Origin of the sequence: Salmonella sp. SA14318, assembly GCF_029866905.1 — a bacterium.
GTDB lineage: Bacteria > Pseudomonadota > Gammaproteobacteria > Enterobacterales > Enterobacteriaceae > Salmonella > Salmonella enterica.
In genome coordinates, this window is record NZ_CP123282.1 from 2,612,695 (window position 1) to 2,637,394 (window position 24,700).

Consider the following 24,700-nt stretch of genomic DNA (forward strand, 5'->3'; position numbering starts at 1 on the left):
AGGTTAACGAATCTCAACCATAGCGCGACCGCCGCGGGCCTCGACCAGTTCGCCAATCGCGGTCAGATCGATACCAAATTCCGCCGCGGTGGCTTTAACATTGTCTTCGGCGTCCGGCGTTACCGCCAACAACAGACCGCCTGACGTTTGCGGATCGCACAGCAGGCTACGAACTTCACGCGACATGTCGCCCATCAAATGACCATAGCTGGCGAAGTTGCGCTCTGTGCCGCCCGGTACGGCGCCCAGAGCAATATACTCTTCCACGCCCGGCAGTTTAGGGATGTCCTGATAGCAAAGCAGCGCCTGCACGCCTGCGCCCTGGCACATCTCGCTCAGGTGTCCCAGCAGGCCAAAACCGGTAACGTCAGTCATGGCTTTTACGCCGTCGATATTGGCAAACGCCGCGCCGGCAATGTTCATCCGACACATGACTTCCGTCGCCAGCCCCTGATGTTCAGGTTTAAGCAGCGATTTTTTCTCGGCGGTGGTCAACACGCCAATCCCCAACGGTTTGGTCAGAAAGAGTTTGCATCCCGCCTGCGCGGTACTGTTTTTCTTCACCCGTTCGGTCGGCACTACGCCTGTGACCGCGAGACCAAAGATCGGCTCCGGGGCGTCAATAGAGTGTCCGCCCGCCAGCGCGATACCGGCCTGACGGCAGGCAAAGCGCCCCCCCTCGGTCACTTCACGCGCAATATCGGGCGACAGGGTATTAATCGGCCAGCCAAGGATCGCGATCGCCATAATCGGTTTGCCGCCCATCGCAAAAATATCGCTGATGGCGTTTGTTGCCGCAATGCGGCCAAAATCAAACGGGTTATCGACTATCGGCATAAAGAAGTCGGTGGTGCTGATAATACTGGTGCCATTACCCAGATCGTAAACCGCCGCATCATCGCGGGTTTCATTACCCACCAGCAGGTTCGGGTCGACGAACTTCGCCTGCTCGCTATGCAGGATAGTCTCCAGCACTTTAGGGGAAATTTTACAACCGCAACCAGCGCCGTGGCTGTATTGCGTTAAACGAATGGCTTGCTCGCTCATGGACATCTCCTGTCATTGCATTCGCGCTATGGTAGCGCTCATTCCCTTATGTGGTAAGTATCACTGTCTGAATTACCGCGCCTTTGCTCAGAATCCAGACAGTTTTATCCCTCAGCGTCAGAAATAACGCACAAACGGCGTGGGGTCGGGGGTACTGATCGTCGTTGACGCTTTGAGCTGCGGCGTGCCGAGATAGAGAAAACCAACAATTTTATCCTGCGGGCGGCACTCAAAGGCTTCCCGCACGATAGCGCTCTCCGTTAATGCGCCGCTACGCCAGATACCATTAAACCCTTGCGCAATCGCCGCCATTTGCATCGCCATCACCGCGCATCCGGCAGACATCTCCTGCTCCCACACTGGAACCTTATGGTTTTCTTCGCATTTCGCCACCACGGTAATGATCAGCGGTGCGCGAAACGGCGCATTACGCGCTTTTTCGATCGCTTTCTCATCGCCCCCGGCAGCGACAGCGCCTTGTTCAAGCACGGCGCTGAAGCGGTCGCGCCCCTCTCCTTCAATCACAAAAAAACGCCACGGCTGTAGAGATTTATGATCGGGAACACGCATTCCCGCCCGCAGAATGTTCTGTAATTGCTCGCCGACAGGCGCCGGTTCTGCGAGACGAGAGGCGCTACGACGGTTGACCAGCAGTTCTAGTGCATCCATTTGATTAACTCCAGCAATGATATTTATTCACAAAATTAACACGGGAGCAGATTTTGTTACAGCGCAGGCAGTGATTCCTGCTGACAACTGCCTGATGGGTCATTACGATAGCCACATCTTAATGCTTTATCCTCACCAAGGTACAAGCGTTGTTACTCAGATAGGGAGAATACATGCGAACCCTGTGGCGATTTATTGCCGGATTTTTTAAATGGACGTGGCGAGTGTTGAACCTCGTCCGTGAAATGGTACTCAACCTGTTCTTTATTTTTTTGGTTCTGGTGGGCGTTGGGATCTGGATGCAGATCGGTAACGGCAGCAACAGTGAGCAAACGGCGCGCGGCGCTTTGCTGCTGGATATTTCCGGCGTCATTGTGGATAAACCGTCCACCAATCACCGTCTGGGCGCGCTGGGTCGCCAGTTATTTGGCGCCAGCTCCGACCGTCTGCAGGAAAACTCCCTGTTTGACATCGTCAACGCTATTCGTCAGGCGAAAGATGACCGTAACATCACGGGTATCGTTCTGGATCTGAAAAACTTCACCGGCGCCGATCAGCCATCAATGCGCTATATCGGTAAAGCGCTGCGCGAATTCCGCGACAGCGGCAAACCGGTTTTCGCCGTGGGTGAAAACTACAGCCAGGGTCAGTATTACCTCGCCAGTTTCGCCAATAAAATTTGGCTTTCCCCACAGGGTCAGGTAGATCTTCACGGCTTCGCTACGAATGGCCTGTACTACAAAACGCTGCTGGATAAACTGAAAGTCTCTACCCACGTTTTCCGGGTCGGCACCTATAAATCCGCCGTCGAGCCGTTTATCCGCGACGATATGTCGCCCGCCGCCCGCGAGGCCGACAGCCGCTGGATAGGCGAACTGTGGCAGAACTACCTGCATACCGTTTCTGCCAATCGCCAGATTTCGCCGCAACAACTCTTCCCCGGCGCGCAGGCTATTATCGACGGGTTAACCAGCGTGGGCGGCGACACCGCCAAATATGCGCTCGACCATAAACTGGTGGACGCCCTCGCCTCCAGCGCAGATGTTGAAAAAGCGCTGACGAAGCAGTTTGGCTGGAGCAAAACCGAAAATAACTATCGCGCGATCAGCTATTACGATTATTCGCTGAAAACGCCTGCGGATACCGGCGGTACTATTGCGGTTATTTTCGCCAATGGCGCGATTATGGATGGCGAAGAAACGCCAGGGAATGTCGGCGGCGACACTACGGCATCGCAGATCCGCGACGCACGCCTTGATCCTAAAGTGAAAGCGATTGTGCTGCGCGTCAATAGCCCAGGCGGTAGCGTCAACGCCTCCGAAGTTATCCGCGCCGAACTGGCGGCGGCAAGAGCGGCTGGCAAACCGGTGGTGGTCTCAATGGGCGGTATGGCGGCCTCCGGCGGTTACTGGATCTCTACGCCGGCAAACTATATCGTGGCCAGCCCCAGCACGCTGACGGGTTCAATTGGCATCTTCGGCGTCATCAATACGGTAGAAAACAGCCTGTCGTCGATTGGCGTACACAGCGACGGCGTTTCCACCTCGCCGCTGGCGGATATTTCGATGACCAAAGCGCTGTCACCGGAAGTGCAGCAGATGATGCAACTCAGTATTGAGTACGGCTACAAACGCTTTATCACACTGGTGGCAGACGCGCGTAAGCGTACGCCGGAGCAGATTGATAAAATCGCACAAGGCCATGTCTGGACCGGAGAAGACGCGAAAGCCAATGGTCTGGTGGACAGTCTCGGCGACTTTGACGACGCCGTCGCCAAAGCGGCGGAGCTGGCGAAACTGAAACAGTGGCATCTTGATTACTATCAGGACGAACCGACGGTCCTTGATATGGTCATGGACAGTATGACCGGATCAGTACGCGCCATGCTGCCGGAGGCCATTCAGGCGATGCTCCCGGCGCCGCTCGTTTCCGCCGCCAACACGGTGAAGGCCGAGGGGGATAAACTGGCGGCATTTAACGATCCGCAAAACCGTTATGCGTTCTGTTTGACTTGCGCGAACATTCGCTAATGCTTCATCAATAGCCATACCGGATGGCGGCGTCTGCTCATAGCCGCCATCCGATAATCATTAATACGTCCTTCGCGACACGACTGAACATTATCATGCAAAAGAAATCAATTTACGTTGCCTATACCGGCGGTACTATCGGTATGCAGCGCTCAGATAAAGGGTATATCCCGGTGTCCGGGCACCTTCAGCGCCAGCTGGCGCTGATGCCGGAATTCCACCGCCCGGAGATGCCGGATTTTACCATCCATGAATATGCCCCGCTGATGGATTCATCAGATATGACGCCGGAAGACTGGCAGCATATCGCTGCAGATATCAAAGCGCACTACGATGAGTATGACGGTTTTGTTATTCTGCACGGCACCGACACGATGGCGTTTACCGCATCGGCGCTCTCTTTCATGCTGGAAAATCTGGGTAAACCAGTTATTGTGACAGGGTCACAAATTCCGCTGGCTGAGCTGCGCTCCGACGGGCAAATTAATTTGCTGAATGCGCTTTATGTCGCCGCCAACTATCCTGTTAATGAAGTAACGCTGTTTTTTAATAATCGTCTGTTCCGCGGCAATCGCACGACCAAAGCCCATGCGGATGGTTTTGACGCTTTTGCCTCTCCTAATCTGCCGCCCTTGCTGGAAGCAGGAATTCACATTCGCCGTTTAAATACGCCTCCCGCGCCCTACGGTTCTGGTGAATTAATCGTTCACCCTATTACGCCGCAGCCGATAGGCGTAGTGACGATTTATCCGGGGATTTCCGCCGAGGTAGTACGTAACTTTCTGCGTCAGCCGGTAAAAGCGCTGATTCTGCGCTCTTATGGCGTAGGCAACGCGCCGCAAAATAAAGCGTTTTTACAGGAGCTGAAAGAGGCCAGTTCGCGCGGCATCGTGGTGGTTAACCTGACGCAATGCATGTCAGGGCGAGTCAATATGGGCGGGTACGCTACCGGTAATGCACTGGCGCACGCTGGCGTGATTGGCGGTGCCGATATGACCGTCGAAGCCACCTTAACCAAACTGCATTATTTGTTAAGCCAGGGTCTGGACACTCAGGCGATTCGTAGCGCGATGGCGCAAAACTTGCGTGGTGAATTGACGCCGGATGATTAAAAAATCCCGACGACAAGGAGAAGATAATGACAAACCGGGCCTTATTACTGGTCGACTTGCAAAATGACTTTTGCGCCGGCGGCGCGCTGGCTGTAGCGGAAGGCGACAGCACCATCGACATCGCCAACGCTCTTATTGACTGGTGCCAGCCCCGGCAGATTCCGGTGCTGGCCAGCCAGGACTGGCATCCCGCGCAGCATGGCAGCTTCGCCAGCCAGCATCAGGCGGAACCCTATAGTCAGGGAAAGCTGGACGGGCTGCCGCAAACGCTCTGGCCGGATCACTGCGTTCAACATACCGACGGCGCGGCGTTACATCCCCTGCTTAACCAACATGCGATTGACGCCTGCATCTATAAGGGTGAAAACCCGCTGATTGATAGCTACAGCGCGTTTTTTGACAACGAACATCGGCAGAAAACTACCCTTGATACCTGGCTTCGCGAGCATGACGTTACCGAGCTTATCGTGATGGGGTTGGCGACCGATTACTGCGTAAAATTTACGGTGCTGGATGCGCTAGAGTTGGGCTATGCCGTTAACGTTATCACCGATGGCTGTCGCGGCGTGAATATTCACCCGCAGGATAGCGCACACGCGTTTATGGAGATGGCGGCGGCAGGCGCGACGCTGTATACGCTGGCAGACTGGGAAGAGACGCAGGGCCAGGCTGTCGCCAGGTAGCGGAGCAGGTATCGTATCCGGTCAATACATCACGCAACGGTGAGACCATTGCATAGATCTTTGGGCCGGATACGTCACGTCAGCGTCGCTACCAGGCAAAGCTCAACGCAGGCTGGAGAGCGCTTCTAACAAAACAGATTAAAAAGCGCGGGCTGGCTGGCGCAATGTTCTGGGAATAAGGCACCGATGACAATAATCAGTTAGCGACACAGTTGGCGGACTCGCTGGACATTAAGCGTAATGGGTAAAAATATGGCGGGCCTGTGCCTGACAGCAATGTGCAGGCCCGGTAAGCACAACGCATCGGCAATGAAACCGCCGGATGGCGGCTACCTCTTATCCGGCTGCCGTTACTGCATTTTCAATGTCGCAATCGGCTTTGACGTAATACCGAAATCCGCTTTGAGCTGCTGCTTGCTTTTCATCACCATCTGACCGTGAGTATCGATCGTCATATGTTGCGCTTCGGTATTGTGCCGCGCCTGCCATAGCATCACCAGTTGCAGGCTGTTTTCTTTCTGTTCCGGCGTCAACGCCACGCCATCCGGCCATTTACCCAGCTCAACGGCGGTGGATAAACGTTGATACACTTCCGGCGTCATGCTGTTAATGATCTCATCAAGATTCATGATGTGTCCGCTCCTGTGGAATAATTTGCTGAATCGTTTTTTCAGCCTTTCAGTTGATCGCCGTTTTTCTCGTCAGAAAAGGCCAGCGAGGCCGAATTAACGCAATAGCGCTCACCGGTTGGCTGCGGACCATCCGGGAAAACGTGTCCGAGATGCGCATCGCAGTTACCGCAACGAATTTCGACACGCTGCATGCCATGAGAAAAATCGTCTATGTAACGAATCGCCTCTTCGCTGACAGGCTGGTAAAAGCTAGGCCAGCCGCAGCCTGAATCGTATTTGGTGTGGGAGTGAAAAAGCGGCATATCACAGACCAGGCAGTGATAAACCCCATCGCGTTTATTATGTAGCAGGCGTCCGGTAAATGGCGGTTCTGTGCCACGATCCTGCGTCACGTAGAATTGCATTTCGGACAATTTTTTCTTGAGTTCTTCTGCTGAAGGTTGGTTAGCCATTTGCTCACATCTCACTTTAAACGTGCTCACATTGCCTGACCGATTCTAACAAAACATTAACACCTCAGTACCAACTTTTGTTCTAAACTTGATCATTGCGAAATGGCGGCTCACGAATCGTGACTGATGTCACATTATTATCTCGGTTGCCCTTTAAAATTCGGGGCGGCGCCCCCATGTGGTTTCAAGCCGAAAGGAAGAGTGAGGCGAATCAGCCGCGCAAAGGTTGTGCAGAGGATTGATTTGTCGCAATGATTGACACGATTCCGCTTGACGCTGCGTAAGGTTTTTGTAATTTTACAGGCAACCTTTTATTCACTAACAAATAGCTGGTGGAATATATGACTATCAAAGTAGGTATCAACGGTTTTGGCCGTATCGGTCGCATTGTTTTCCGTGCTGCTCAGAAACGTTCTGACATCGAGATCGTTGCAATCAACGACCTGTTAGACGCAGAGTACATGGCATACATGCTGAAATATGACTCCACTCACGGCCGTTTCGACGGTACTGTTGAAGTGAAAGACGGTCATCTGATCGTTAACGGTAAAAAAATCCGTGTTACCGCTGAACGCGATCCGGCTAACCTGAAATGGGACGAAGTTGGTGTTGACGTAGTGGCTGAAGCTACCGGTATCTTCCTGACTGACGAAACCGCGCGTAAACACATCACCGCTGGCGCGAAAAAAGTGGTTCTGACGGGTCCGTCTAAAGACAACACCCCAATGTTTGTTAAAGGCGCTAACTTTGACAAATACGAAGGCCAGGACATCGTTTCCAACGCTTCCTGCACCACCAACTGCCTGGCGCCGCTGGCTAAAGTTATCAACGACAACTTCGGCATCATCGAAGGTCTGATGACTACTGTTCACGCGACTACCGCAACCCAGAAAACCGTTGACGGCCCGTCTCACAAAGACTGGCGCGGCGGCCGCGGCGCATCTCAGAACATCATCCCGTCCTCTACTGGCGCTGCTAAAGCGGTAGGTAAAGTACTGCCTGAACTGAATGGCAAACTGACTGGTATGGCGTTCCGCGTTCCGACTCCGAACGTATCCGTTGTTGACCTGACCGTTCGTCTGGAAAAAGCGGCTACCTACGAGCAGATCAAAGCTGCTGTTAAAGCTGCTGCCGAAGGCGAAATGAAAGGCGTTCTGGGTTACACCGAAGACGACGTTGTATCTACCGATTTCAACGGCGAAGTATGCACTTCCGTGTTCGATGCTAAAGCAGGCATCGCGCTGAACGACAACTTCGTGAAACTGGTCTCCTGGTACGATAACGAAACCGGTTACTCCAACAAAGTACTGGACCTGATTGCTCACATCTCCAAATAAGTTGAGATGACACAGTCATTGGTAAGAGCGACTCAGGTCGCTCTTTTTTTTGCTTAAAGATATACCCGTCATACTTCAAGTTGCAGGTGTGTTGGCTATGCTTTCTCACCCGAATCACTGACGGAAGTCGAACTTATCGGGATGAATCAGGGATGTCCATGTCCCTGGCCGGAGATGACCTACGGTTGTTCAAGTTCGTTCCCGATGAATTTGTCGTTCACTTGCCGCGTTACTCGGCCTGCGGCCTCGTCTCTACGGGCCAGCGCAAGCACTGGTCAAGGCACAAGCGCCTTGTCATGCAACTCGAATTATTTAGGGTTAAGAGGATTGCGTAATGATTAATAAAATTTTTGCCCTCCCGGTTATCGAACAGCTTACCCCTGTCCTTTCCCGTCGTCAGCTTGATGACCTGGATCTGATCGTCGTTGACCATCCGCAGGTTAAAGCCTCTTTTGCATTACAGGGCGCGCACCTTCTCTCCTGGAAACCCGTTGGCGAGGAAGAGGTATTGTGGCTCAGTAATAATACGCCTTTCAAAACCGGCGTGGCGCTACGCGGCGGTGTACCGATCTGCTGGCCCTGGTTTGGACCTGCGGCTCAACAGGGTCTGCCGTCACACGGCTTTGCGCGTAATCTACCGTGGGCGCTAAAAGCGCATAATGAAGATGATAATGGCGTAATGCTGACATTTGAGCTGCAAAGCAGTGAGGCCACCCGGAAATACTGGCCGCACGATTTCACGCTGCTGGCACGTTTTAAAGTGGGCAAAACCTGTGAAATTGAACTGGAAGCGCATGGCGAGTTTGCAACCACATCCGCGCTCCACAGCTATTTTAACGTTGGCGACATCGCCAACGTTAAGGTCAGCGGACTCGGCGATCGGTTTATTGATAAAGTTAACGACGCTAAAGAAGGTGTCCTGACCGACGGTATACAAACCTTTCCGGACCGTACCGATCGCGTTTACCTCAATCCTGAAGCATGTAGCGTGATCCACGATGCGACATTAAACCGCACGATTGATGTGGTCCACCACCATCACCTTAACGTCGTAGGCTGGAACCCTGGCCCGGCGTTGTCCGTCAGCATGGGCGACATGCCGGATGACGGCTATAAAACGTTTGTCTGCGTTGAAACGGTTTACGCTACTGCGCCGCAACAAGCCACAGAAGAAAAACCCTCTCGTCTGGCGCAGACTATCTGCGTCGCTAAACGCTAAAAGTGAATGGATAACGGCGGTGCTATAGGATCTGAAAGGCGTCAGCCGCCATCAGGCATAACCTGCCGGATGGCGGCGCTTACACATTTTATCCGGCGTCACACCATATCCAACGCGGTTTTCCCTTTTGGCGCAGGCCAGGCGTTGTCCAGTAAGGCAAGTTCGTTTGCTGACAAGGCGATCTCAAGCGCCGCCGCATTTTGCTTCACGTGTTCTGTACTTCCGGCTTTCGGGATCGCCATCACGCCCGGATGCGCAATCACCCACGTCAGTAAGATTTGCGCCGCCGTAGCGTTATGCGCTTGCGCAATTTCATTCACCACCGGATGATTCAGTAAACCGCTACGTAACCGGCCAGCCTGCGCCAGCGGGCTATAGGCCATCACTGGCATTCGCTGTTGTTGACACCACGGCAATAAATCATACTCAATACCGCGTGACGCCAGATGATAGAGCACCTGATTTGTCGCGCATTGCTGTCCCCCAGGGATGCGCCACAGCGCCTGCATATCGTCATAATCAAGATTAGAGACTCCCCAACGGCGAATTTTCCCCTGCGCGATTAGCCGCTCCATACCTTCAACGGTCTCTTCGAATGAAAAGCTTCCGGCCCAGTGCAATAGATAGAGATCGAGATAATCTGTTTTCAGACGACGCAGGCTTTCCTCACAGGCGGCAACTATCTTCTGGCCGCCAGCGTTCCACGGGTACACTTTTGACACCAGAAATGCCTCATCGCGTCGCCCTGCTAACGCCTCGCCCACGACCTTTTCCGCCCCGCCGTCGGCATACATTTCCGCCGTATCAATAAGGCGTAACCCCAAATCCAGCCCCGCGCGCAGCGCCGAAACCTCGCGCTGACGTTGATCCGCGCGCTCGCCCATATACCATGTTCCCTGTCCGATGGCAGGAAGCGTCACCTGCCCGTAAAACGTTACGTTTTTCACTGATTTCATTTCCTTTTCAAGGTCACTCGACGGTAAAACAATACAGGACTCTTAGACCCTACGGTAATGTCCGGCATCATACCGCGCAAGGGGGGCGATTTTCTTGTCACTGACGAACGTCATCCGCAATCATGTCGACGATGCGGGTAATATGCGCGGCGGGTCGCTGATTCAGTAATAATTGACGCATCACATTCATATAGGGCGTCACATGTTGAAAGAACTCCAGATATCCTTTACAGAGATAATTTTGCCGTTCGCCGCCGTCCATACAAATTCGATGTTTCGGACAACCGCCGTGACAGGCAAAGCGCCACGTACAGTTCTGGCAGCGTGAGGAAAGGTTTGCTTTAGCCGCGCCAAACTGCTGCTGAAAAGGAGAGGCCGCCATTTCTTCTAAAGAGTGTTGCTGCAGATTGCCCAGTTTATAGGCGGGAAAAACAAAATGGTCACAGCTAAACACGTCGCCATTCTGCTCCACCAGCAAACTTTGTCCGCAGGTCGACTGCATCGTACAAAGCGTGGCGGGCTCCCCCATCCAGACGCCAAGTAAGTTGTCAAAAAGCTGTACGAATATGCGTCCGACATCGTGACGTATCCATTGATCAAAAACATCGCACATAAAGGCGCCCCACCCTTCAGGCGTAACGGAAAAGGGCATCAGCGAAGGCGAATCCTCATTGTCAGATAACGTCAAAGAACGCTGCGCTTTTTGCGCGAGCGGCTCAACAATGGGAATAAATTGCAGGTGTTTACTTTCCAGTTCCTGCGTCAAAAAATGATAAATAGCGTTGCCATGACGGCATGACGCATCATTCACGACAGTGAGCGTGTTGAACTCGACATCATTTGCCTGCAGAAGGCGGATAGCATTCACGACTCGGGAAAAAGACGCCCGCCCTGACGGCGTTCTCCGGTAATTATCATGAACGACTTGCGGCCCATCAATCGATATACCAATCAGGAACTGGTGCTGCGCAAAGAAAGCCGCCCACTCTTCATTGATTAATACGCCATTGGTTTGCAGACTGTTGTAAATAGTTTTGCCGTTGGCATAGCGTTGCTGCAAGCACACCACTTTTTGATAAAAAGAAAGACCGCATAGCGTCGGCTCTCCCCCCTGCCAACAAAACGAGACCTCTGAGGATGGCGTATCATCAATTACCCGGCGGATATACGTCTCCAGCACATCGTCAGACATGACGCGCTGGCCCCGGGGTTTATCAAGATAGAAACAGTACTTGCAGGATAAGTTACACAGACTGCCGCTGGGCTTGGCTACGGTATTGAATACTATGCTCATTCGTCTTACTCGCTGTGAAGAATGGGTATAGCATAAGCGGGACGTGACAGGGCGATATCAGCCAGCATTGCAACAATTATTACGCTAATTGTTAGCGCAGTTGTAATCACCTGGATTTTTCATATAAAAGGCTAGTTTTTTAAATTGATGTAACAAAGTATAAATCACGTAAGGCTGCGCCATCCCCGGTCAACAGCGCATTTATGCAAGCCGCCATGTTCGCGTTTCAGACAGCACAAAGCCTGCATAACGCAGGCTTTGTCATGGTTTTTCCGGCAAATTCAATCAATCAGAATCTATAGGTCACGCCAGTAGAAAGGATACCGGTCCAGGATTTATCCACCATCGGGCTGTCGGTAATTTCATCCGACAGGCGGGTGTAGCGCGCAGTACCATATACGCTCCAGTTACCGGCGAAATTATAGTTAGCGCTAAGTTCAAGATACGGGTTCCAGCTATCGTTCGGGTTATAGCCGCGCAGGCCGCTACGCGAAGATTCTTTACGTGATACGCCGTAATAGTAATCGTTCTGGTTCTCGCTATTCCATTCAACCCCGATACCAGGCGTTAAGGTCAGCCCGCCATTGGTATACCGATACAGCCAGGCCAGATCCCAGACAATACCGTTACTGTTATCCAACGTATCCCCTGCCAGTGAGGTACGCAGGAATCCATACTGGGTGTGGTGCGCGTAAGAAACGCCCGCCATCATAGTACTTTTACGCCTGTCCAGACGACGCAACTGATGGTCATCGCTGTCGCCCGGTTTGAAGTACATCGGGGACCAGTATGCCATGATTGACAACTTATCGGCATTGTCATTCCACAAGTAGTACCCGCCGCCCAGACCACGGAACCAGAAGTTTTCGCTTTCATAAGCGATGACCGGTATCGGATAAACATCGCTATCGTAATCTTTATAAGGGTGTTCAACCACACCAACGCCTGCGCCCAACGTCAGGTTGCTTTCAGCGTGCGCGACGCTGGCGGATGTTGCAATAAACACGCCAAGAGCCAGAAGTTTAAGTTTGGTCACAATCCATAATTCCTTATTCAAATGTTCTGCGGCAAAAGTGTAACCGCCAATACCTGTAAGCCCAACTATTTTACACAATGTAACCGTTTAATATCACCACCACCGATTATTTTCAGATGATCGGCTGATGATCGTTATGTGACCGGGAACGCTTTTTCTGATATCCACCAGCCTTTTCTACCTGATGAGTTATTGATATGTCATCGAAATCCACTGACGCGTACAGGCAAGTTTTGCAAATGCCATCTACGCTTAATGTTAAGAAGGTGTATCACCGGACACGTTGATCTTCTGACCAATAAAATGGCATGAGAGTTGCTTTTTTTCCTTAGCAGAGACGGCGTTCAGTCTACTTCTTCCGGGAGCCTCTACTATTCATATGAACGGCTCTTAACATGTGCGAAAAAACGAAAGGATGGCATATCATGAATATATTCGATCACTATCGCCAGCGTTACGAAGCTGCCAAGGACGAAGAGTTCACACTGCAGGATTTTCTTACCATTTGTCGGCAAGATCGCAGTGCTTATGCCAACGCGGCAGAGCGGCTATTAATGGCTATCGGCGAGCCTAATATGGTCGACACTGCCCAGGAACCCCGACTTTCCCGACTCTTCTCCAACCGGGTTATTGCTCGCTATCCTGCGTTTGAAGAGTTTTACGGCATGGAAGACGCGATTGAACAGATTGTCTCTTATCTGAAACATGCGGCGCAAGGGCTGGAAGAGAAGAAGCAAATTCTCTATTTGCTGGGACCTGTGGGGGGTGGCAAATCATCGCTCGCTGAACGGCTGAAATCGCTAATGCAGCGCGTGCCAATTTATGTTTTAAGCGCCAACGGCGAGCGTAGTCCGGTCAACGATCATCCGTTATGCCTGTTTAATCCGCAGGAAGACGCGCAGATTCTGGAAAAAGAGTACGGTATTCCGCGCCGCTATCTCGGTACGATTATGTCCCCGTGGGCGGCCAAACGCCTGCATGAGTTTGGCGGCGATATTACTAAATTCCGCGTGGTGAAAGTCTGGCCCTCCATTCTGGAGCAGATTGCCATCGCCAAAACGGAACCCGGCGATGAAAACAACCAGGATATTTCGGCGCTGGTCGGCAAGGTGGATATTCGTAAACTCGAACATCACGCCCAGAACGATCCGGATGCGTATGGTTACTCTGGCGCGCTGTGCCGCGCTAACCAGGGGATCATGGAGTTCGTCGAGATGTTTAAAGCGCCTATTAAGGTGCTGCACCCCTTGCTGACCGCAACTCAGGAAGGTAACTACAATGGCACGGAAGGTATTTCCGCCCTGCCCTTTAATGGCATCATACTTGCCCACTCAAACGAATCTGAATGGGTGACTTTCCGTAACAATAAAAATAACGAAGCGTTCCTCGACCGTGTCTATATTGTGAAGGTGCCTTATTGCCTGCGAATCTCCGAAGAGATCAAAATCTACGAGAAACTACTTAATCATAGCGAGCTGGCTCATGCGCCCTGCGCGCCGGGCACATTGGAAACGCTTTCGCGCTTCTCGATTCTTTCCCGCCTGAAAGAGCCGGAAAATTCCAGTATTTACTCGAAAATGCGCGTTTATGACGGTGAAAGCCTGAAAGATACCGACCCCAAAGCTAAATCGTACCAGGAGTATCGCGACTATGCGGGTGTGGACGAAGGGATGAACGGTCTCTCCACCCGATTCGCCTTTAAGATCCTCTCCCGCGTATTCAACTTCGACCATGCGGAAGTGGCGGCAAACCCGGTACATCTGTTCTACGTTCTGGAACAACAAATCGAGCGCGAGCAGTTCCCGCAGGAGCAAGCTGAGCGTTATCTGGAGTTCCTGAAAGGCTACCTGATCCCGAAATACGCCGAATTTATCGGCAAGGAGATCCAGACGGCCTATCTCGAATCTTATTCTGAGTACGGGCAGAACATTTTTGATCGTTACGTGACTTATGCGGATTTCTGGATTCAGGATCAGGAGTATCGCGACCCGGATACCGGTCAACTGTTCGATCGCGAGTCGCTGAACGCCGAACTGGAAAAAATTGAAAAACCAGCGGGTATCAGTAACCCGAAAGATTTCCGTAATGAGATAGTAAACTTTGTCCTGCGCGCCAGAGCCAACAATAGCGGCCGTAATCCAAACTGGACCAGTTACGAGAAGCTGCGCACGGTGATTGAGAAAAAAATGTTCTCTAATACTGAAGAGCTGTTGCCGGTCATTTCTTTTAACGCCAAAACGTCGACTGACGAGCAGAAAAAGCATGACGACTTTGTCGATCGGATGATGGAGAAAGGGTATACCCGTAAGCAGGTTCGTTTGCTGTGCGAGTGGTACCTGCGCGTGCGTAAATCGTCGTGATGTTAATGCCCGGTGGCGCTTGCGCTTACCGGGCCTACAAAGTAATGTTCTGTAGACTGGCTAAGCGTTAGCGATATCCGGCACTGACAGAACAGGCGCTCAGTTGGCAGTACGGGGGGCATATGACCTGGTTCATAGACCGACGTCTTAACGGTAAAAATAAAAGCACGGTGAATCGCCAGCGCTTTTTGCGTCGTTATAAAGCACAAATTAAGCAGTCGATTTCCGAAGCGATTAATAAACGCTCTGTGACCGATGTCGACAGCGGAGAGTCCGTCTCTATTCCAACCGATGATATTAGCGAACCGATGTTTCATCAGGGGCGCGGCGGTCTGCGCCATCGCGTCCATCCGGGTAACGATCACTTTATCCAGAATGATCGCATTGAGCGTCCGCAAGGCGGTGGCGGCGGTTCCGGCAGCGGTCAAGGTCAGGCCAGCCAGGACGGCGAAGGCCAGGATGAGTTTGTTTTTCAGATTTCAAAAGATGAGTATCTGGATCTGCTCTTTGAAGATTTAGCGCTGCCTAATCTGAAAAAAAACCAGCATCGCCAGCTTAACGAGTATAAAACTCACCGCGCCGGTTTCACCTCAAACGGCGTGCCGGCCAATATCAGCGTGGTACGTTCGCTACAAAACTCTCTGGCGCGCCGTACAGCAATGACGGCAGGAAAACGCCGCGAACTGCACGCGCTGGAAACGGAACTGGAGACCATCAGCAAAAGCGAACCAGCTCAACTGCTTGAAGAGGAGCGGTTACGTCGGGAGATTGCCGAACTACGGGCTAAAATCGAGCGAGTGCCGTTTATCGACACCTTTGATTTACGCTATAAAAATTATGAAAAACGGCCTGAGCCCTCCAGCCAGGCGGTGATGTTCTGTCTGATGGACGTCTCGGGTTCGATGGACCAGGCAACCAAAGATATGGCCAAGCGTTTTTACATTCTGCTTTATCTGTTTTTGAGCCGAACGTATAAGAACGTAGAAGTGGTTTATATCCGCCACCATACCCAGGCGAAGGAAGTGGACGAACATGAGTTCTTTTATTCGCAAGAGACCGGGGGGACGATTGTCTCCAGCGCGCTTAAACTCATGGATGAAGTGGTTAAAGAGCGCTACGACCCGGGGCAATGGAACATCTATGCGGCGCAAGCGTCAGACGGTGATAACTGGGCCGACGATTCACCGCTGTGTCATGAGATTCTGGCGAAAAAGCTGCTGCCGGTAGTGCGCTATTACAGCTATATTGAGATTACCCGCCGCGCCCACCAGACCTTATGGCGCGAGTATGAACATCTGCAGGCGACGTTCGATAACTTCGCCATGCAGCATATTCGCGATCAGGAGGATATTTATCCGGTATTCCGCGAATTGTTTCAGAAACAGAGCGCCAATCAAAGTGCATAACCCTAAACCTGCCCGTTGTTATTACGGGCAGGTTTATTAGCAACTTAACGTTCACCCTTCGCGACTGACATCATTATTCGCGTATAGCGTGAATGAAGCTGTTTGGCCTATGTTACAAATTGATTCGTTAGCGTTATGCCTTTGCGTTAATGTTAAGAACAATACGGCCATCTCCTGCCCGGCAACGGCGGCAACTCCATACCATCTGGATCAAAGAGAGTACACCAGTGTGCATGTTCACCAACGGGCTTAACTTTAGCTGCTGGAACTCCTCCAGGCTTTTGGCCGTCTGCCATAGCCGATGCGGAGAAACCCGCCGCCAATAATGTAAAAAGCGAGATAGCAGCCATTTCTTTCAACTTTTTCATCATTCCCCCTACAGGAATAAGAGAATAAATAAATATCCTTCCCTCTCGCACCTCCTTTCACGGTAATAATAATGGTTTTTCTATTTTTAAAAGAAATAATGTAACATCGTTACCTGAAAATTTACTTTCGCCACCATTAATAACCATTGAAAATATCAACACATCGAATTATTGCCGCAATTAAATCGAGAATGATTTTTATTCCATAACATCAACACGTTTTATTTTTAAACAGTCTATTAGAGGAATTCTCATCGCTATGGTAAACTAACGCATCCGACTTTCAGGGCTGTAGTTCATCATGAATTTGCATCATAAAGCGCTCAGGCACTTTATCTCGGCAAGCGTCATCGTTTTGACATCGTCCTTCCTGATTTACGAACTTATTGCCAGCGACAGGGCAATGAATGCCTATATGCGTTATATCATGGAGAGAGCCGATTCGTCGTTTTTGTACGATAAGTATCAGAATCAGAGCATCGCCGCACATTTGATGCGAACTTTTGAAGCGCCGGGAGACCCCGTCACCGCAGAAAAACGCCGCGCTTTTTGCGACGCCTTTGAGGCTATTAACGGTACGCACGGCGTCAACCTGACCCGGCATAATTATCCGGCGCTACATGGTACCCTGCAAACCGCCGCTACACAGTGTACCGATAATCTTGATGACGCCCTTTTACTGCCTGCATTTGATCAGGCGGTAAGCATCAACCGTTCGCAGGACGACCACAGTCACGGGCTGGGCACACTGGAGCTTAAATTCCGTTATTACGTTGATTTAAATAAACATTATGTCTATTTCTATGATTTAATCAACTCACGGCGCTTCGCCATGCATCGTTGGACTTTTTTACAAAAAGGCACAATGGGTATTAACAGAAAAGATATAGATAAACTTTTTACCGGCCGTACGGTTATTTCCAGTATTTACATGGATGATATTACCCAGGAAAACGTCATGAGCTTTTTAACGCCAGTCTATCTGGCGGGAACGTTAAAAGGTATCGTGATGGTGGATGTTAACCAGGATAATTTAAAAAATATTTTTTATACCCAGGACCGTCCGCTGGTTTGGCGTTATCTTAACGTAACACTAAAGGATATGGACTCCGGAAAAGAAATTATTATTAATCAAAGCAAAAATAATCTGTTTCAATATGTGAATTATAGCCATGATATCCCGGGTGGACTGCGCGTTTCGTTGTCCCTTGATTTAACCTATTTCCTTGTCTCGTCCTGGAAAGCTCTGGCCTTTTACTTACTGGCAACGGCGCTCCTGCTTAATATGGTACGGATGCACTTTCGGCTTTATCGCAACGTCACACGCGAAAATATTAGCGATGCCATGACCGGGCTTTACAACCGTAAAATATTAACACCGGTGCTGGAACAGCGACTGCAACGCCTGGTCAATACCGGGACGCCGGTGACATTTGTCGCTATTGATTGCGATAGGTTAAAACTGATCAACGATACCCAGGGGCACCAGGAAGGCGACCGAATTATAACCCTGTTGGCGAAAGCGATTAAAACATCGATTCGTAAAAGCGATTACGCCATTCGCCTCGGCGGCGATGAGTTCTGTATTATTCTTGTTGATTACGCGGCGGATTTGGCTATCCATCTGCCGGAGCGTATTATTCGTAACCTGCAAATTATCGCACCGGATAAGACAGTCCATTTTTCTGCCGGGATTTATAATATGCAGCCCAATGATACGATTAATGATGCCTACCAGGCTTCCGATGCGCAGCTCTATCTGAACAAACAACAAAAACAACATCGTTCATCATAGTGCTTCGCAGTAAATGTTCATATTGCACCAGGAGTGAGAAATGGCCGAAATGACTGAAGTCGCGAAGGGTGTCGCTACACACCAACGTTTAGTGGCTTTATTAACCCAGGAGAACGCGCGCTATCGTGTGGTGAACCATGAAGCGGTAGGAAAATGCGAAGCGGTATCTGAAATACGCGGTACTGCGCTGGGCCAGGGCGCAAAAGCGCTGGTCTGTAAAGTCAAAGGCAACGGCGTCAACCAGCACGTTCTTGCTATTCTGGCGGCCGATCAGCAAGCCGACCTCTCTCAGCTTGCTTCACATCTGGGCGGCTTACGCGCTTCCCTTGCCAGCCCGGCGGAAGTCGATATGCTGACCGGCTGCGTTTTTGGCGCGATCCCGCCTTTCAGTTTTCACCCCAATCTGAAACTGGTCGCCGATCCGCTCCTGTTTGAGCGTTTCGATGAAATTGCCTTTAATGCCGGCCTGCTGGAAAAATCAGTCATTATGAATACACAGGACTATCTGCGCATCGCCCGACCAGAACTGGCAGTCTTCCGCCGCTTTCAGTCATCGCCAACGGCTTAGTCCCCTCCCCCTTCAAGGAGCAATACCGACACAACGATAATGATAAAAATGGCGAAAAACGACGCCGTAATCATCAGCGCTTCAAGAAACGGTGGATCGTACATAATTGTATCCTCAGGAAGACAACAATGACGGTTCACCTGTTAGCAATACGCGGCGTTGATGGCAATTTAATGACAACGCCGTTTTTCACGTAGAGATTGTCTTTCAGGCAGTTGCCTGAAATCCGCATCAATCGTTAAAAAGGCCTGTGCGCTTTGCCGTTTGGGCGTAAAGTAGTCAGGCTTACTTTTTGGCAAGGAAACCATAATGTTTGATGTCACTCTGCTGATCCTGCTCGGACTGGCAGCTCTGGGATTTATCAGCCACAACACCACTGTCGCCGTCTCAATTCTGGTGCTGATTATTGTCCGCGTAACCCCGTTGAATACCTTTTTTCCCTGGATTGAAAAACAGGGACTCACCGTCGGGATTATCATTCTGACCATCGGCGTAATGGCTCCCATCGCCAGCGGAACCCTACCGCCCTCCACATTGATCCACTCTTTTGTGAACTGGAAATCGCTGGTCGCGATTGCCGTCGGCGTTTTCGTCTCCTGGCTGGGCGGTCGCGGCATTACGCTGATGGGAAACCAACCGCAGCTCGTCGCCGGGCTGCTGGTCGGTACGGTACTTGGCGTCGCGCTGTTTCGCGGCGTGCCGGTCGGCCCACTGATTGCGGCGGGGCTGGTCTCTTTAATTGTGGGGAAGCAGTAACTCGCCCGTCAGATACTGGCCTGGCGTCTGCCCCAGGCCTTTTTTAAACATGGTAATAAATGCCGTGGTGGAATCATAACCCAGCATTTGCGCCGTCTGCTGTACATTACGTCCCGCGATCAGCGCTTGTAGCGCCAGGATTAATTGCAACTGATGACGCCAGCGACGAAAGCTTAGCCCCGTCTCTTTGACGACCAGCCGGGCAAGGTTACGCTCGCTCATCGCGAATACGCTGGCCCACTGCCCTAACGTATTCCATCGCGCGGGCTCCTGCGCCATTGTCTCCACCATTTGGCGAATTTTCGGATGCCCCGATACCGGTAATTGCAATTGTTCCTGCGGCTGCTGCGGCAGTTCATCAAACAACACCTGAATAAGGCGCTGCGTTGGCATTTGCGCTCTTTCGGAATCGGTTCTGCGCGCCAGCGACAAAATCAACTCCCGGCATAACGGCGAAATTTTCAGCGTGCAGCAACGCTCCGGCATGACGACCGCTGCAGGTTCAATAAATAAAAAGCACAGCTCCGCCCCTGCGGTCACATGATTACTGTGCGGCAGCGAGCCAGGGAGCCAGACGGCATACTGGGGCGGAACCATCCACATCGCATTTTCCACCTCGCAGGTAATCGCGCCGTGCAGAGCGAGAATCAACTGTCCCTTGCGATGCTGATGGCGAGGGCTAAACAGTTCATCATCCCTGGCGCGAATACAAAAGGCCACAGCGGCATCGTGGTGAAGGTCGGGATCGTAACCGTCCAGTCTCAGGCCAATCATTATATTGTCCGATTTTAGCGATAAATTGTCATTTTAGCTTGATTCATCCAAACAGTAAAAACTGTTAAGGTATCGCCTCGCCTGACGAGATGAGAAAACGATGACGACAGCCCTTTCACCACGCGGCAAACAGGGCGCTTTACTGATTGCCGGTATTTTGATGATAGCCACTACGCTGCGCGTAACATTTACCGGCGCTGCGCCGTTGCTGGAGACAATCCGTTCGGATTACGGTCTTTCCACCGCCCAGACGGGCCTGCTAACAACCTTGCCGCTTCTGGCGTTTGCACTGGTTTCGCCGTTGGCGGCCGGTATTGCCCGCCGGTTTGGGATGGAACGCAGTCTGTTTGCCGCAATGCTGCTGATTTGCGCGGGTATTGCCCTCCGCTCCCTGCCCTCCGCTGCATTGTTGTTTGCCGGAACTGCCATTATTGGGTGCGGGATCGCGCTGGGTAATGTGCTGCTACCAGGATTGATTAAGCGCGATTTTTCACAACATGTCGCCAGGCTGACGGGCGCGTACTCATTGACGATGGGCGCCGCCGCCGCGTTGGGGTCCGCGCTGGTGGTTCCGCTGGCGTTGCACGGTTTTGGCTGGCGCGGCGCGCTGTTAATGCTAATGCTGTTTCCGCTGTTGGCGTTTCTTATCTGGTTGCCGCAGTGGCGCACTACCCGCTCAGCTAACCTGAGTAGCTCCCGGGCATTACATGAACGCGGTATCTGGCGTTCGCCTTTAGCCTGGCAAGTTACGTTGTTTCTGGGACTTAACTCACTGATTTATTATGTGATTATCGGCTGGTTACCAACAATACTCATCAGCCACGGTTACAGCGAAGCACAGGCAGGATCGCTACATGGCCTGCTGCAACTGGCGACCGCGGCGCCTGGGTTAGCTATTCCGCTTATTTTGCCTCGCTTTAACGATCAACGCTGGATTGCCGCGCTGGTCTCACTCTTGTGCGCGGTGGGCGCGGCGGGGCTTTGGTTTGCGCCGGGCCAGGCGATCATCTGGACGCTACTGTTCGGCTTCGGTTCAGGCGCGACGATGATCCTCGGCCTGACGTTTATCGGCCTGCGCGCCAGTTCGGCGCATCAGGCGGCGGCGCTTTCCGGCATGGCGCAGTCGGTCGGGTATTTACTGGCGGCATGTGGGCCGCCCGTCATGGGAAAACTTCATGATGCCAGCGGTAGCTGGTATCTGCCGCTATCGGGCGTAACGGTTCTGGCTATCATCATGGCGATTTTCGGCCTCTACGCCGGACGCGATCGAGAGATAGCGTCATAAATAAACCTGATACCCACTTGAATGCCTGATGGCGCTTCGTTTATCAGGCCTGATCCATTAAAATCATTACCGCTATCCGACAAAAGTACCGTAAGCGACACCATCACAGGAGGGAAAAATGCGAATCCAGTGTAAGCGCGTCTATTTCCCGGCGGAAAAAGACGATGGTTATCGGGTATTGGTTGACAGGCTATGGCCGCGCGGCATTAAAAAATCGGCGCTGGTCTATGATGAATGGAATAAGGCCATTACGCCCTCCACCGAATTGCGCAAAGCCTTTCATAGCGAACTGATTGATTTTAACCACTTCGCGCAGCAATACCGGGCAGAACTTGCGCAACAGCATCAAGAAGGCAAACGTCTGGCGGATATTGCCCGACACCAGCCGCTAACGTTGCTATACGCCGCTAAAGATACTCGCCAGAACCATGCCATTGTGCTGGCAGAGTGGCTACGAGAGCTGTGATTGTCGTGCCGCCGCCTGGCCTGGTTGTCTGTCCGGGGACAACGGCATCAAATGTTCTGCCCGCACCCAGGCAAAACCGTGCTGGCCATCGGCGGAGGCTACATCGCCCGTGACCAGCCACAGCGCCCGAGGCGCTTCTTTCGGCAGTAAGGTGACGTGTCCATTTACCGGGTTAATGAATTCATCTCCGGGTTGACACAGGCAAAATAGCTCAACCGATTTACCAATATTCTGCCGTCCGGCGGGTGTTTTAGCGCCAATAACTATTGCCAACGCGCCCGGCTTTAACTGAAACATATTTTCTTGCGCCGCATGAAACTCATTATCAGATTGTTCTTAATCATATCCCGTCGGACCGCAGGTTGTCACTTTTTCGTATCAGGGTGCTCTCTGCGCCATAATGTCCACTCATCAATGATTTCGCCATTGGGCAATTTGCAATCGGAACGCACGCCTTGTGGGGTCTGCACCGGCATCAGCGTACCGCCCTGTTGCTCACAGTAGACGGCTGCCGGATTAGGCATCCCAATACGCGGCGGCCTGGGGGCGTTGGGTTGCGACGATGAACAAGCGCTCAGCAGCAATACGCCTGGCAACGCAATCCACGTAAATTTCATAACGACTCCTTAAAGCGATATTTTGTCCAGGATAACCTGGCGGGTACGCTATTTCCATACTTTCTGTCAGCGCTTTAATGGGTGTTTATCCCGGGTTAAGTCAGTAATAACCACGCCCTGTCACAAAGCAACCGACCTTTTGTCGCTGAGAAAACCCTGTTATTCTGGCGCCCCCTGAACAGTGAAGGTAATAGCATGAGAGTGGGTATCCTCTTCCCTGTCGTCATTTTCATTACGGCAATATTATTTTTGGCATGGTTTTTTATTGGCGGTTACGCCGCGCCGGGAGCATAACCATGAGGAAAACAACGATGGTGTTGATGGGCATCGCGCTAATTGCGGTGGCGGGTACCGAACTGGGCTGGTGGTAAATTCATTTTGAATAATAAAGGCTACCTGTCGTAGCCTTTATTATCTCTGAAAGTTCTGCGTTTAGCTTTTGATTTTTCTGTAGATTAACAGCACGACAATCGCGCCGATCACCGCGACTGCAAAGCTGCCGAAGTTGAAACCATCCACTTTGCCAAAGCCAAAGAACGTACTGATCCATCCTCCGACTACCGCACCAACGATCCCCAGAATGATCGTCATAAAGAATCCGCCGCCATCTTTACCTGGCATGATCCACTTAGCCAAAATACCCGCAATAAGTCCAAAAATAATCCATGAAAGAATGCCCATTTTTTCCTCACTTATGTCTTAACGTTAGCGGTTTATTTGCCGTTAAAAAGAATAGCACATCGTCAGGAAAGTGAAGTTTGTGATATCCATCACCTTTTAGCGCCGTGGATAAAAGCGCATAAATATCAGGGTTGCAATCATTAATGATAACGATTATCTTTATCAACACCGAGTAGTTGAGTTTATAACCCACCTGTTCGGTACGACATTGCTCACATTGCTTCCAGTATTATTTGCCCGCCTCACCGAGTGCGGGCTTTTTTTGCTAACCGCTATCTATCCCATGTCGAATTCATGGTCTTTTTCAGCCGCGCTATTTTGCGTGATACGGGGTCATCTCCAGCGCAGTACATTCATCCTGCTTGTCCTGCTGCATAAACACCACGGTCACCATAAACAAACCGATCATAAATGGCACTTCATAAAGCTCTTCAATCAAATCTGTGTAACGAGCGTTATGCAGGAATATCGGCGACAACCACCGATGATGCTCGACAGTGTCGGAAATCAGATATGAACATGCCGTCACGGTAAACAGCCACAATGGCAGAGGAGCGTCCCGTAGGCGACGAACAATCTCCTTACGTAGCCCGGCAGAAAACAGGACTGGCAAGACTAACGCAGCAATTAATAGCACTGAAATCGTTCTGAACAGCATACGCGGCTCGTCAGGGAAATAGTCACGCCCCCAACTGGTGCTTCTACCCAATAGCACCACCCACCAGACAACAGCCCATAGCCAAAACTGCTTTGCCCCTTCGGGACGGGAAAGTGGCCGTATATACCAAGCGGTAAATAGCGCCCCAAACAGTAACCATAACGCTTGTCCGTTTTCAATCCATCGGACCACCACGCCGTTAAGCAAAGGCAATTGCCAGTCCGCCGTAAACGGGATGACCACAGCGGCAAGCGCAAGAGTAAGTGCTGACGAAGTTAATCGGGTATCGAGTTTCATGATTATAAGACTCTTCTGGTTTTTAATACCCAATCATAAGTTTTATGAATACGCTCTCATTAGCAAACAATGCGATATTCTTAATGTTTTCTTAATGTTTCTTTTCAACCCATGTCTGATGTAAATAAACAGCGCTTTTCAATACGCAAAAACCGCATCACGCTGGCGACGCGCGATGCGGCTTCTGATTTAAAAAATCACT

Annotated in this window: 27 protein-coding genes; 13 read left to right on the forward strand and 14 right to left on the reverse strand. The window is 51.4% G+C overall.

The annotated features are described in order from the left end of the window. Window positions 1-3 precede the first annotated feature (3 nt). Together selD and QEN32_RS12550 are read right to left on the reverse strand one after the other, a co-directional pair. Window positions 4-1,047, reverse strand: a complete 1,044-nt coding sequence (gene selD / locus QEN32_RS12545; protein ID WP_023202066.1) for a selenide, water dikinase SelD — start codon at window positions 1,045-1,047, stop codon at window positions 4-6. 117 nt (window positions 1,048-1,164) lie between these two features. Then, a complete protein-coding gene (locus tag QEN32_RS12550) occupies window positions 1,165-1,716 on the reverse strand; it encodes an NAD(P)H nitroreductase (protein WP_000339313.1) in 552 nt (183 codons plus the stop codon). A 173-nt stretch (window positions 1,717-1,889) separates the two neighbouring features. On the opposite strand from QEN32_RS12550, the gene sppA reads away from it, so the two are divergent. The 3 genes from sppA to pncA all read left to right on the forward strand — a co-directional run bounded on the left by sppA (window position 1,890) and on the right by pncA (window position 5,541). Continuing rightward, window positions 1,890-3,746, forward strand: coding sequence for a signal peptide peptidase SppA (gene sppA / locus QEN32_RS12555; protein ID WP_197390958.1), 1,857 nt, complete (start codon window positions 1,890-1,892; stop codon window positions 3,744-3,746). A gap of 95 nt (window positions 3,747-3,841) precedes the next feature. Beyond that, window positions 3,842-4,858: an asparaginase gene (gene ansA / locus QEN32_RS12560; protein ID WP_001170136.1), complete on the forward strand. Its 1,017-nt coding sequence runs from the start codon at window positions 3,842-3,844 to the stop codon at window positions 4,856-4,858. Window positions 4,859-4,884: 26 nt separating this feature from the next. After that, a complete protein-coding gene (gene pncA / locus QEN32_RS12565; RefSeq protein ID WP_000184707.1) occupies window positions 4,885-5,541 on the forward strand; it encodes a bifunctional nicotinamidase/pyrazinamidase in 657 nt (218 codons plus the stop codon). A gap of 350 nt (window positions 5,542-5,891) precedes the next feature. On the opposite strand, the gene QEN32_RS12570 is transcribed toward pncA, so the two are convergent. Further along, window positions 5,892-6,170, reverse strand: a complete 279-nt coding sequence (locus QEN32_RS12570) for a YeaC family protein (RefSeq protein WP_001046864.1) — start codon at window positions 6,168-6,170, stop codon at window positions 5,892-5,894. Between the two features lie 41 nt (window positions 6,171-6,211). After that, complete coding sequence (gene msrB, locus QEN32_RS12575; protein WP_001537757.1) at window positions 6,212-6,625, reverse strand: peptide-methionine (R)-S-oxide reductase MsrB; 414 nt, start codon at window positions 6,623-6,625, stop codon at window positions 6,212-6,214. A gap of 341 nt (window positions 6,626-6,966) precedes the next feature. Between msrB and gapA the strand changes: the two genes are divergently transcribed. Further along, a complete protein-coding gene (gapA, locus tag QEN32_RS12580; RefSeq protein WP_000153505.1) occupies window positions 6,967-7,962 on the forward strand; it encodes a glyceraldehyde-3-phosphate dehydrogenase in 996 nt (331 codons plus the stop codon). Window positions 7,963-8,296: 334 nt separating this feature from the next. Next, on the forward strand, window positions 8,297-9,181 hold the full coding sequence (locus QEN32_RS12585) for a D-hexose-6-phosphate mutarotase (RefSeq protein ID WP_000608662.1): 885 nt from the start codon (window positions 8,297-8,299) through the stop codon (window positions 9,179-9,181). Between the two features lie 98 nt (window positions 9,182-9,279). Here the strand turns inward: QEN32_RS12585 and QEN32_RS12590 are convergent, their stop codons facing one another. The 3 genes from QEN32_RS12590 to QEN32_RS12600 form a co-directional block, all read right to left on the reverse strand. Next, the gene (locus tag QEN32_RS12590) at window positions 9,280-10,137 is read right to left on the reverse strand and encodes an aldo/keto reductase (RefSeq protein WP_000843755.1); all 858 of its coding nucleotides are present in this window, start codon (window positions 10,135-10,137) and stop codon (window positions 9,280-9,282) included. Between the two features lie 97 nt (window positions 10,138-10,234). Beyond that, window positions 10,235-11,431: an anaerobic sulfatase maturase gene (locus QEN32_RS12595; RefSeq protein WP_000029242.1), complete on the reverse strand. Its 1,197-nt coding sequence runs from the start codon at window positions 11,429-11,431 to the stop codon at window positions 10,235-10,237. A 289-nt stretch (window positions 11,432-11,720) separates the two neighbouring features. Further along, window positions 11,721-12,467 carry a MipA/OmpV family protein gene (locus tag QEN32_RS12600; RefSeq protein WP_000163762.1) on the reverse strand — a complete coding sequence of 249 codons (747 nt, stop codon included), beginning with the start codon at window positions 12,465-12,467 and terminating at the stop codon, window positions 11,721-11,723. A 425-nt stretch (window positions 12,468-12,892) separates the two neighbouring features. Between QEN32_RS12600 and yeaG the strand changes: the two genes are divergently transcribed. Continuing rightward, window positions 12,893-14,827 (forward strand): protein kinase YeaG, encoded by a 1,935-nt coding sequence (yeaG, locus tag QEN32_RS12605; protein ID WP_001518010.1) that lies wholly within the window; start codon window positions 12,893-12,895, stop codon window positions 14,825-14,827. Window positions 14,828-14,949: 122 nt separating this feature from the next. Beyond that, on the forward strand, window positions 14,950-16,233 hold the full coding sequence (locus QEN32_RS12610) for a YeaH/YhbH family protein (protein ID WP_000219722.1): 1,284 nt from the start codon (window positions 14,950-14,952) through the stop codon (window positions 16,231-16,233). Between the two features lie 152 nt (window positions 16,234-16,385). Here QEN32_RS12610 and QEN32_RS12615 read toward each other — a convergent pair whose 3' ends face one another. Beyond that, window positions 16,386-16,604 (reverse strand): hypothetical protein, encoded by a 219-nt coding sequence (locus tag QEN32_RS12615; protein ID WP_000976277.1) that lies wholly within the window; start codon window positions 16,602-16,604, stop codon window positions 16,386-16,388. 298 nt (window positions 16,605-16,902) lie between these two features. Between QEN32_RS12615 and dgcJ the strand changes: the two genes are divergently transcribed. Together dgcJ and QEN32_RS12625 are read left to right on the forward strand one after the other, a co-directional pair. Further along, window positions 16,903-18,396 carry a diguanylate cyclase DgcJ gene (dgcJ, locus tag QEN32_RS12620; protein WP_001048658.1) on the forward strand — a complete coding sequence of 498 codons (1,494 nt, stop codon included), beginning with the start codon at window positions 16,903-16,905 and terminating at the stop codon, window positions 18,394-18,396. Between the two features lie 49 nt (window positions 18,397-18,445). Continuing rightward, on the forward strand, window positions 18,446-18,964 hold the full coding sequence (locus QEN32_RS12625; protein ID WP_010989016.1) for a YbaK/prolyl-tRNA synthetase associated domain-containing protein: 519 nt from the start codon (window positions 18,446-18,448) through the stop codon (window positions 18,962-18,964). Here QEN32_RS12625 and yoaI read toward each other — a convergent pair. After that, window positions 18,961-19,068 carry a small membrane protein YoaI gene (yoaI, locus tag QEN32_RS12630; protein WP_000272241.1) on the reverse strand — a complete coding sequence of 36 codons (108 nt, stop codon included), beginning with the start codon at window positions 19,066-19,068 and terminating at the stop codon, window positions 18,961-18,963. The two genes, QEN32_RS12625 and yoaI, sit on opposite strands and share 4 nt — an antisense overlap. A 205-nt stretch (window positions 19,069-19,273) precedes the next feature. On the opposite strand from yoaI, the gene QEN32_RS12635 reads away from it, so the two are divergent. Beyond that, complete coding sequence (locus tag QEN32_RS12635) at window positions 19,274-19,720, forward strand: DUF441 domain-containing protein (RefSeq protein ID WP_000460698.1); 447 nt, start codon at window positions 19,274-19,276, stop codon at window positions 19,718-19,720. Here QEN32_RS12635 and QEN32_RS12640 read toward each other — a convergent pair. Then, a complete protein-coding gene (locus QEN32_RS12640; RefSeq protein ID WP_000579798.1) occupies window positions 19,700-20,494 on the reverse strand; it encodes a helix-turn-helix transcriptional regulator in 795 nt (264 codons plus the stop codon). The two genes, QEN32_RS12635 and QEN32_RS12640, sit on opposite strands and share 21 nt — an antisense overlap. Before the next feature lie 100 nt (window positions 20,495-20,594). Here QEN32_RS12640 and QEN32_RS12645 point away from each other — a divergent pair, with 100 nt between their 5' ends. Both QEN32_RS12645 and QEN32_RS12650 read left to right on the forward strand, forming a co-directional pair. Continuing rightward, window positions 20,595-21,779, forward strand: a complete 1,185-nt coding sequence (locus QEN32_RS12645; protein WP_265322153.1) for a CynX/NimT family MFS transporter — start codon at window positions 20,595-20,597, stop codon at window positions 21,777-21,779. Between the two features lie 118 nt (window positions 21,780-21,897). Beyond that, window positions 21,898-22,245 (forward strand): DUF488 domain-containing protein, encoded by a 348-nt coding sequence (locus QEN32_RS12650; protein WP_001222532.1) that lies wholly within the window; start codon window positions 21,898-21,900, stop codon window positions 22,243-22,245. Here QEN32_RS12650 and QEN32_RS12655 read toward each other — a convergent pair. Next, window positions 22,231-22,542, reverse strand: coding sequence for a hypothetical protein (locus QEN32_RS12655; RefSeq protein WP_000487126.1), 312 nt, complete (start codon window positions 22,540-22,542; stop codon window positions 22,231-22,233). The genes QEN32_RS12650 and QEN32_RS12655 overlap by 15 nt on opposite strands. A gap of 68 nt (window positions 22,543-22,610) precedes the next feature. Beyond that, window positions 22,611-22,862: a DUF333 domain-containing protein gene (locus QEN32_RS12660; RefSeq protein WP_000673492.1), complete on the reverse strand. Its 252-nt coding sequence runs from the start codon at window positions 22,860-22,862 to the stop codon at window positions 22,611-22,613. A gap of 195 nt (window positions 22,863-23,057) precedes the next feature. Between QEN32_RS12660 and QEN32_RS12665 the strand changes: the two genes are divergently transcribed. Then, window positions 23,058-23,156 carry a YoaK family small membrane protein gene (locus QEN32_RS12665; RefSeq protein WP_001589065.1) on the forward strand — a complete coding sequence of 33 codons (99 nt, stop codon included), beginning with the start codon at window positions 23,058-23,060 and terminating at the stop codon, window positions 23,154-23,156. Window positions 23,157-23,294: 138 nt separating this feature from the next. Here the strand turns inward: QEN32_RS12665 and QEN32_RS12670 are convergent, their stop codons facing one another. Further along, entirely contained in the window at window positions 23,295-23,543 is a 249-nt protein-coding gene (locus QEN32_RS12670) for a GlsB/YeaQ/YmgE family stress response membrane protein (protein ID WP_000512149.1), read from the reverse strand. Between the two features lie 313 nt (window positions 23,544-23,856). After that, window positions 23,857-24,498, reverse strand: coding sequence for a hypothetical protein (locus tag QEN32_RS12675; RefSeq protein WP_001576139.1), 642 nt, complete (start codon window positions 24,496-24,498; stop codon window positions 23,857-23,859). Between the last annotated feature and the right edge of the window lie 202 nt (window positions 24,499-24,700).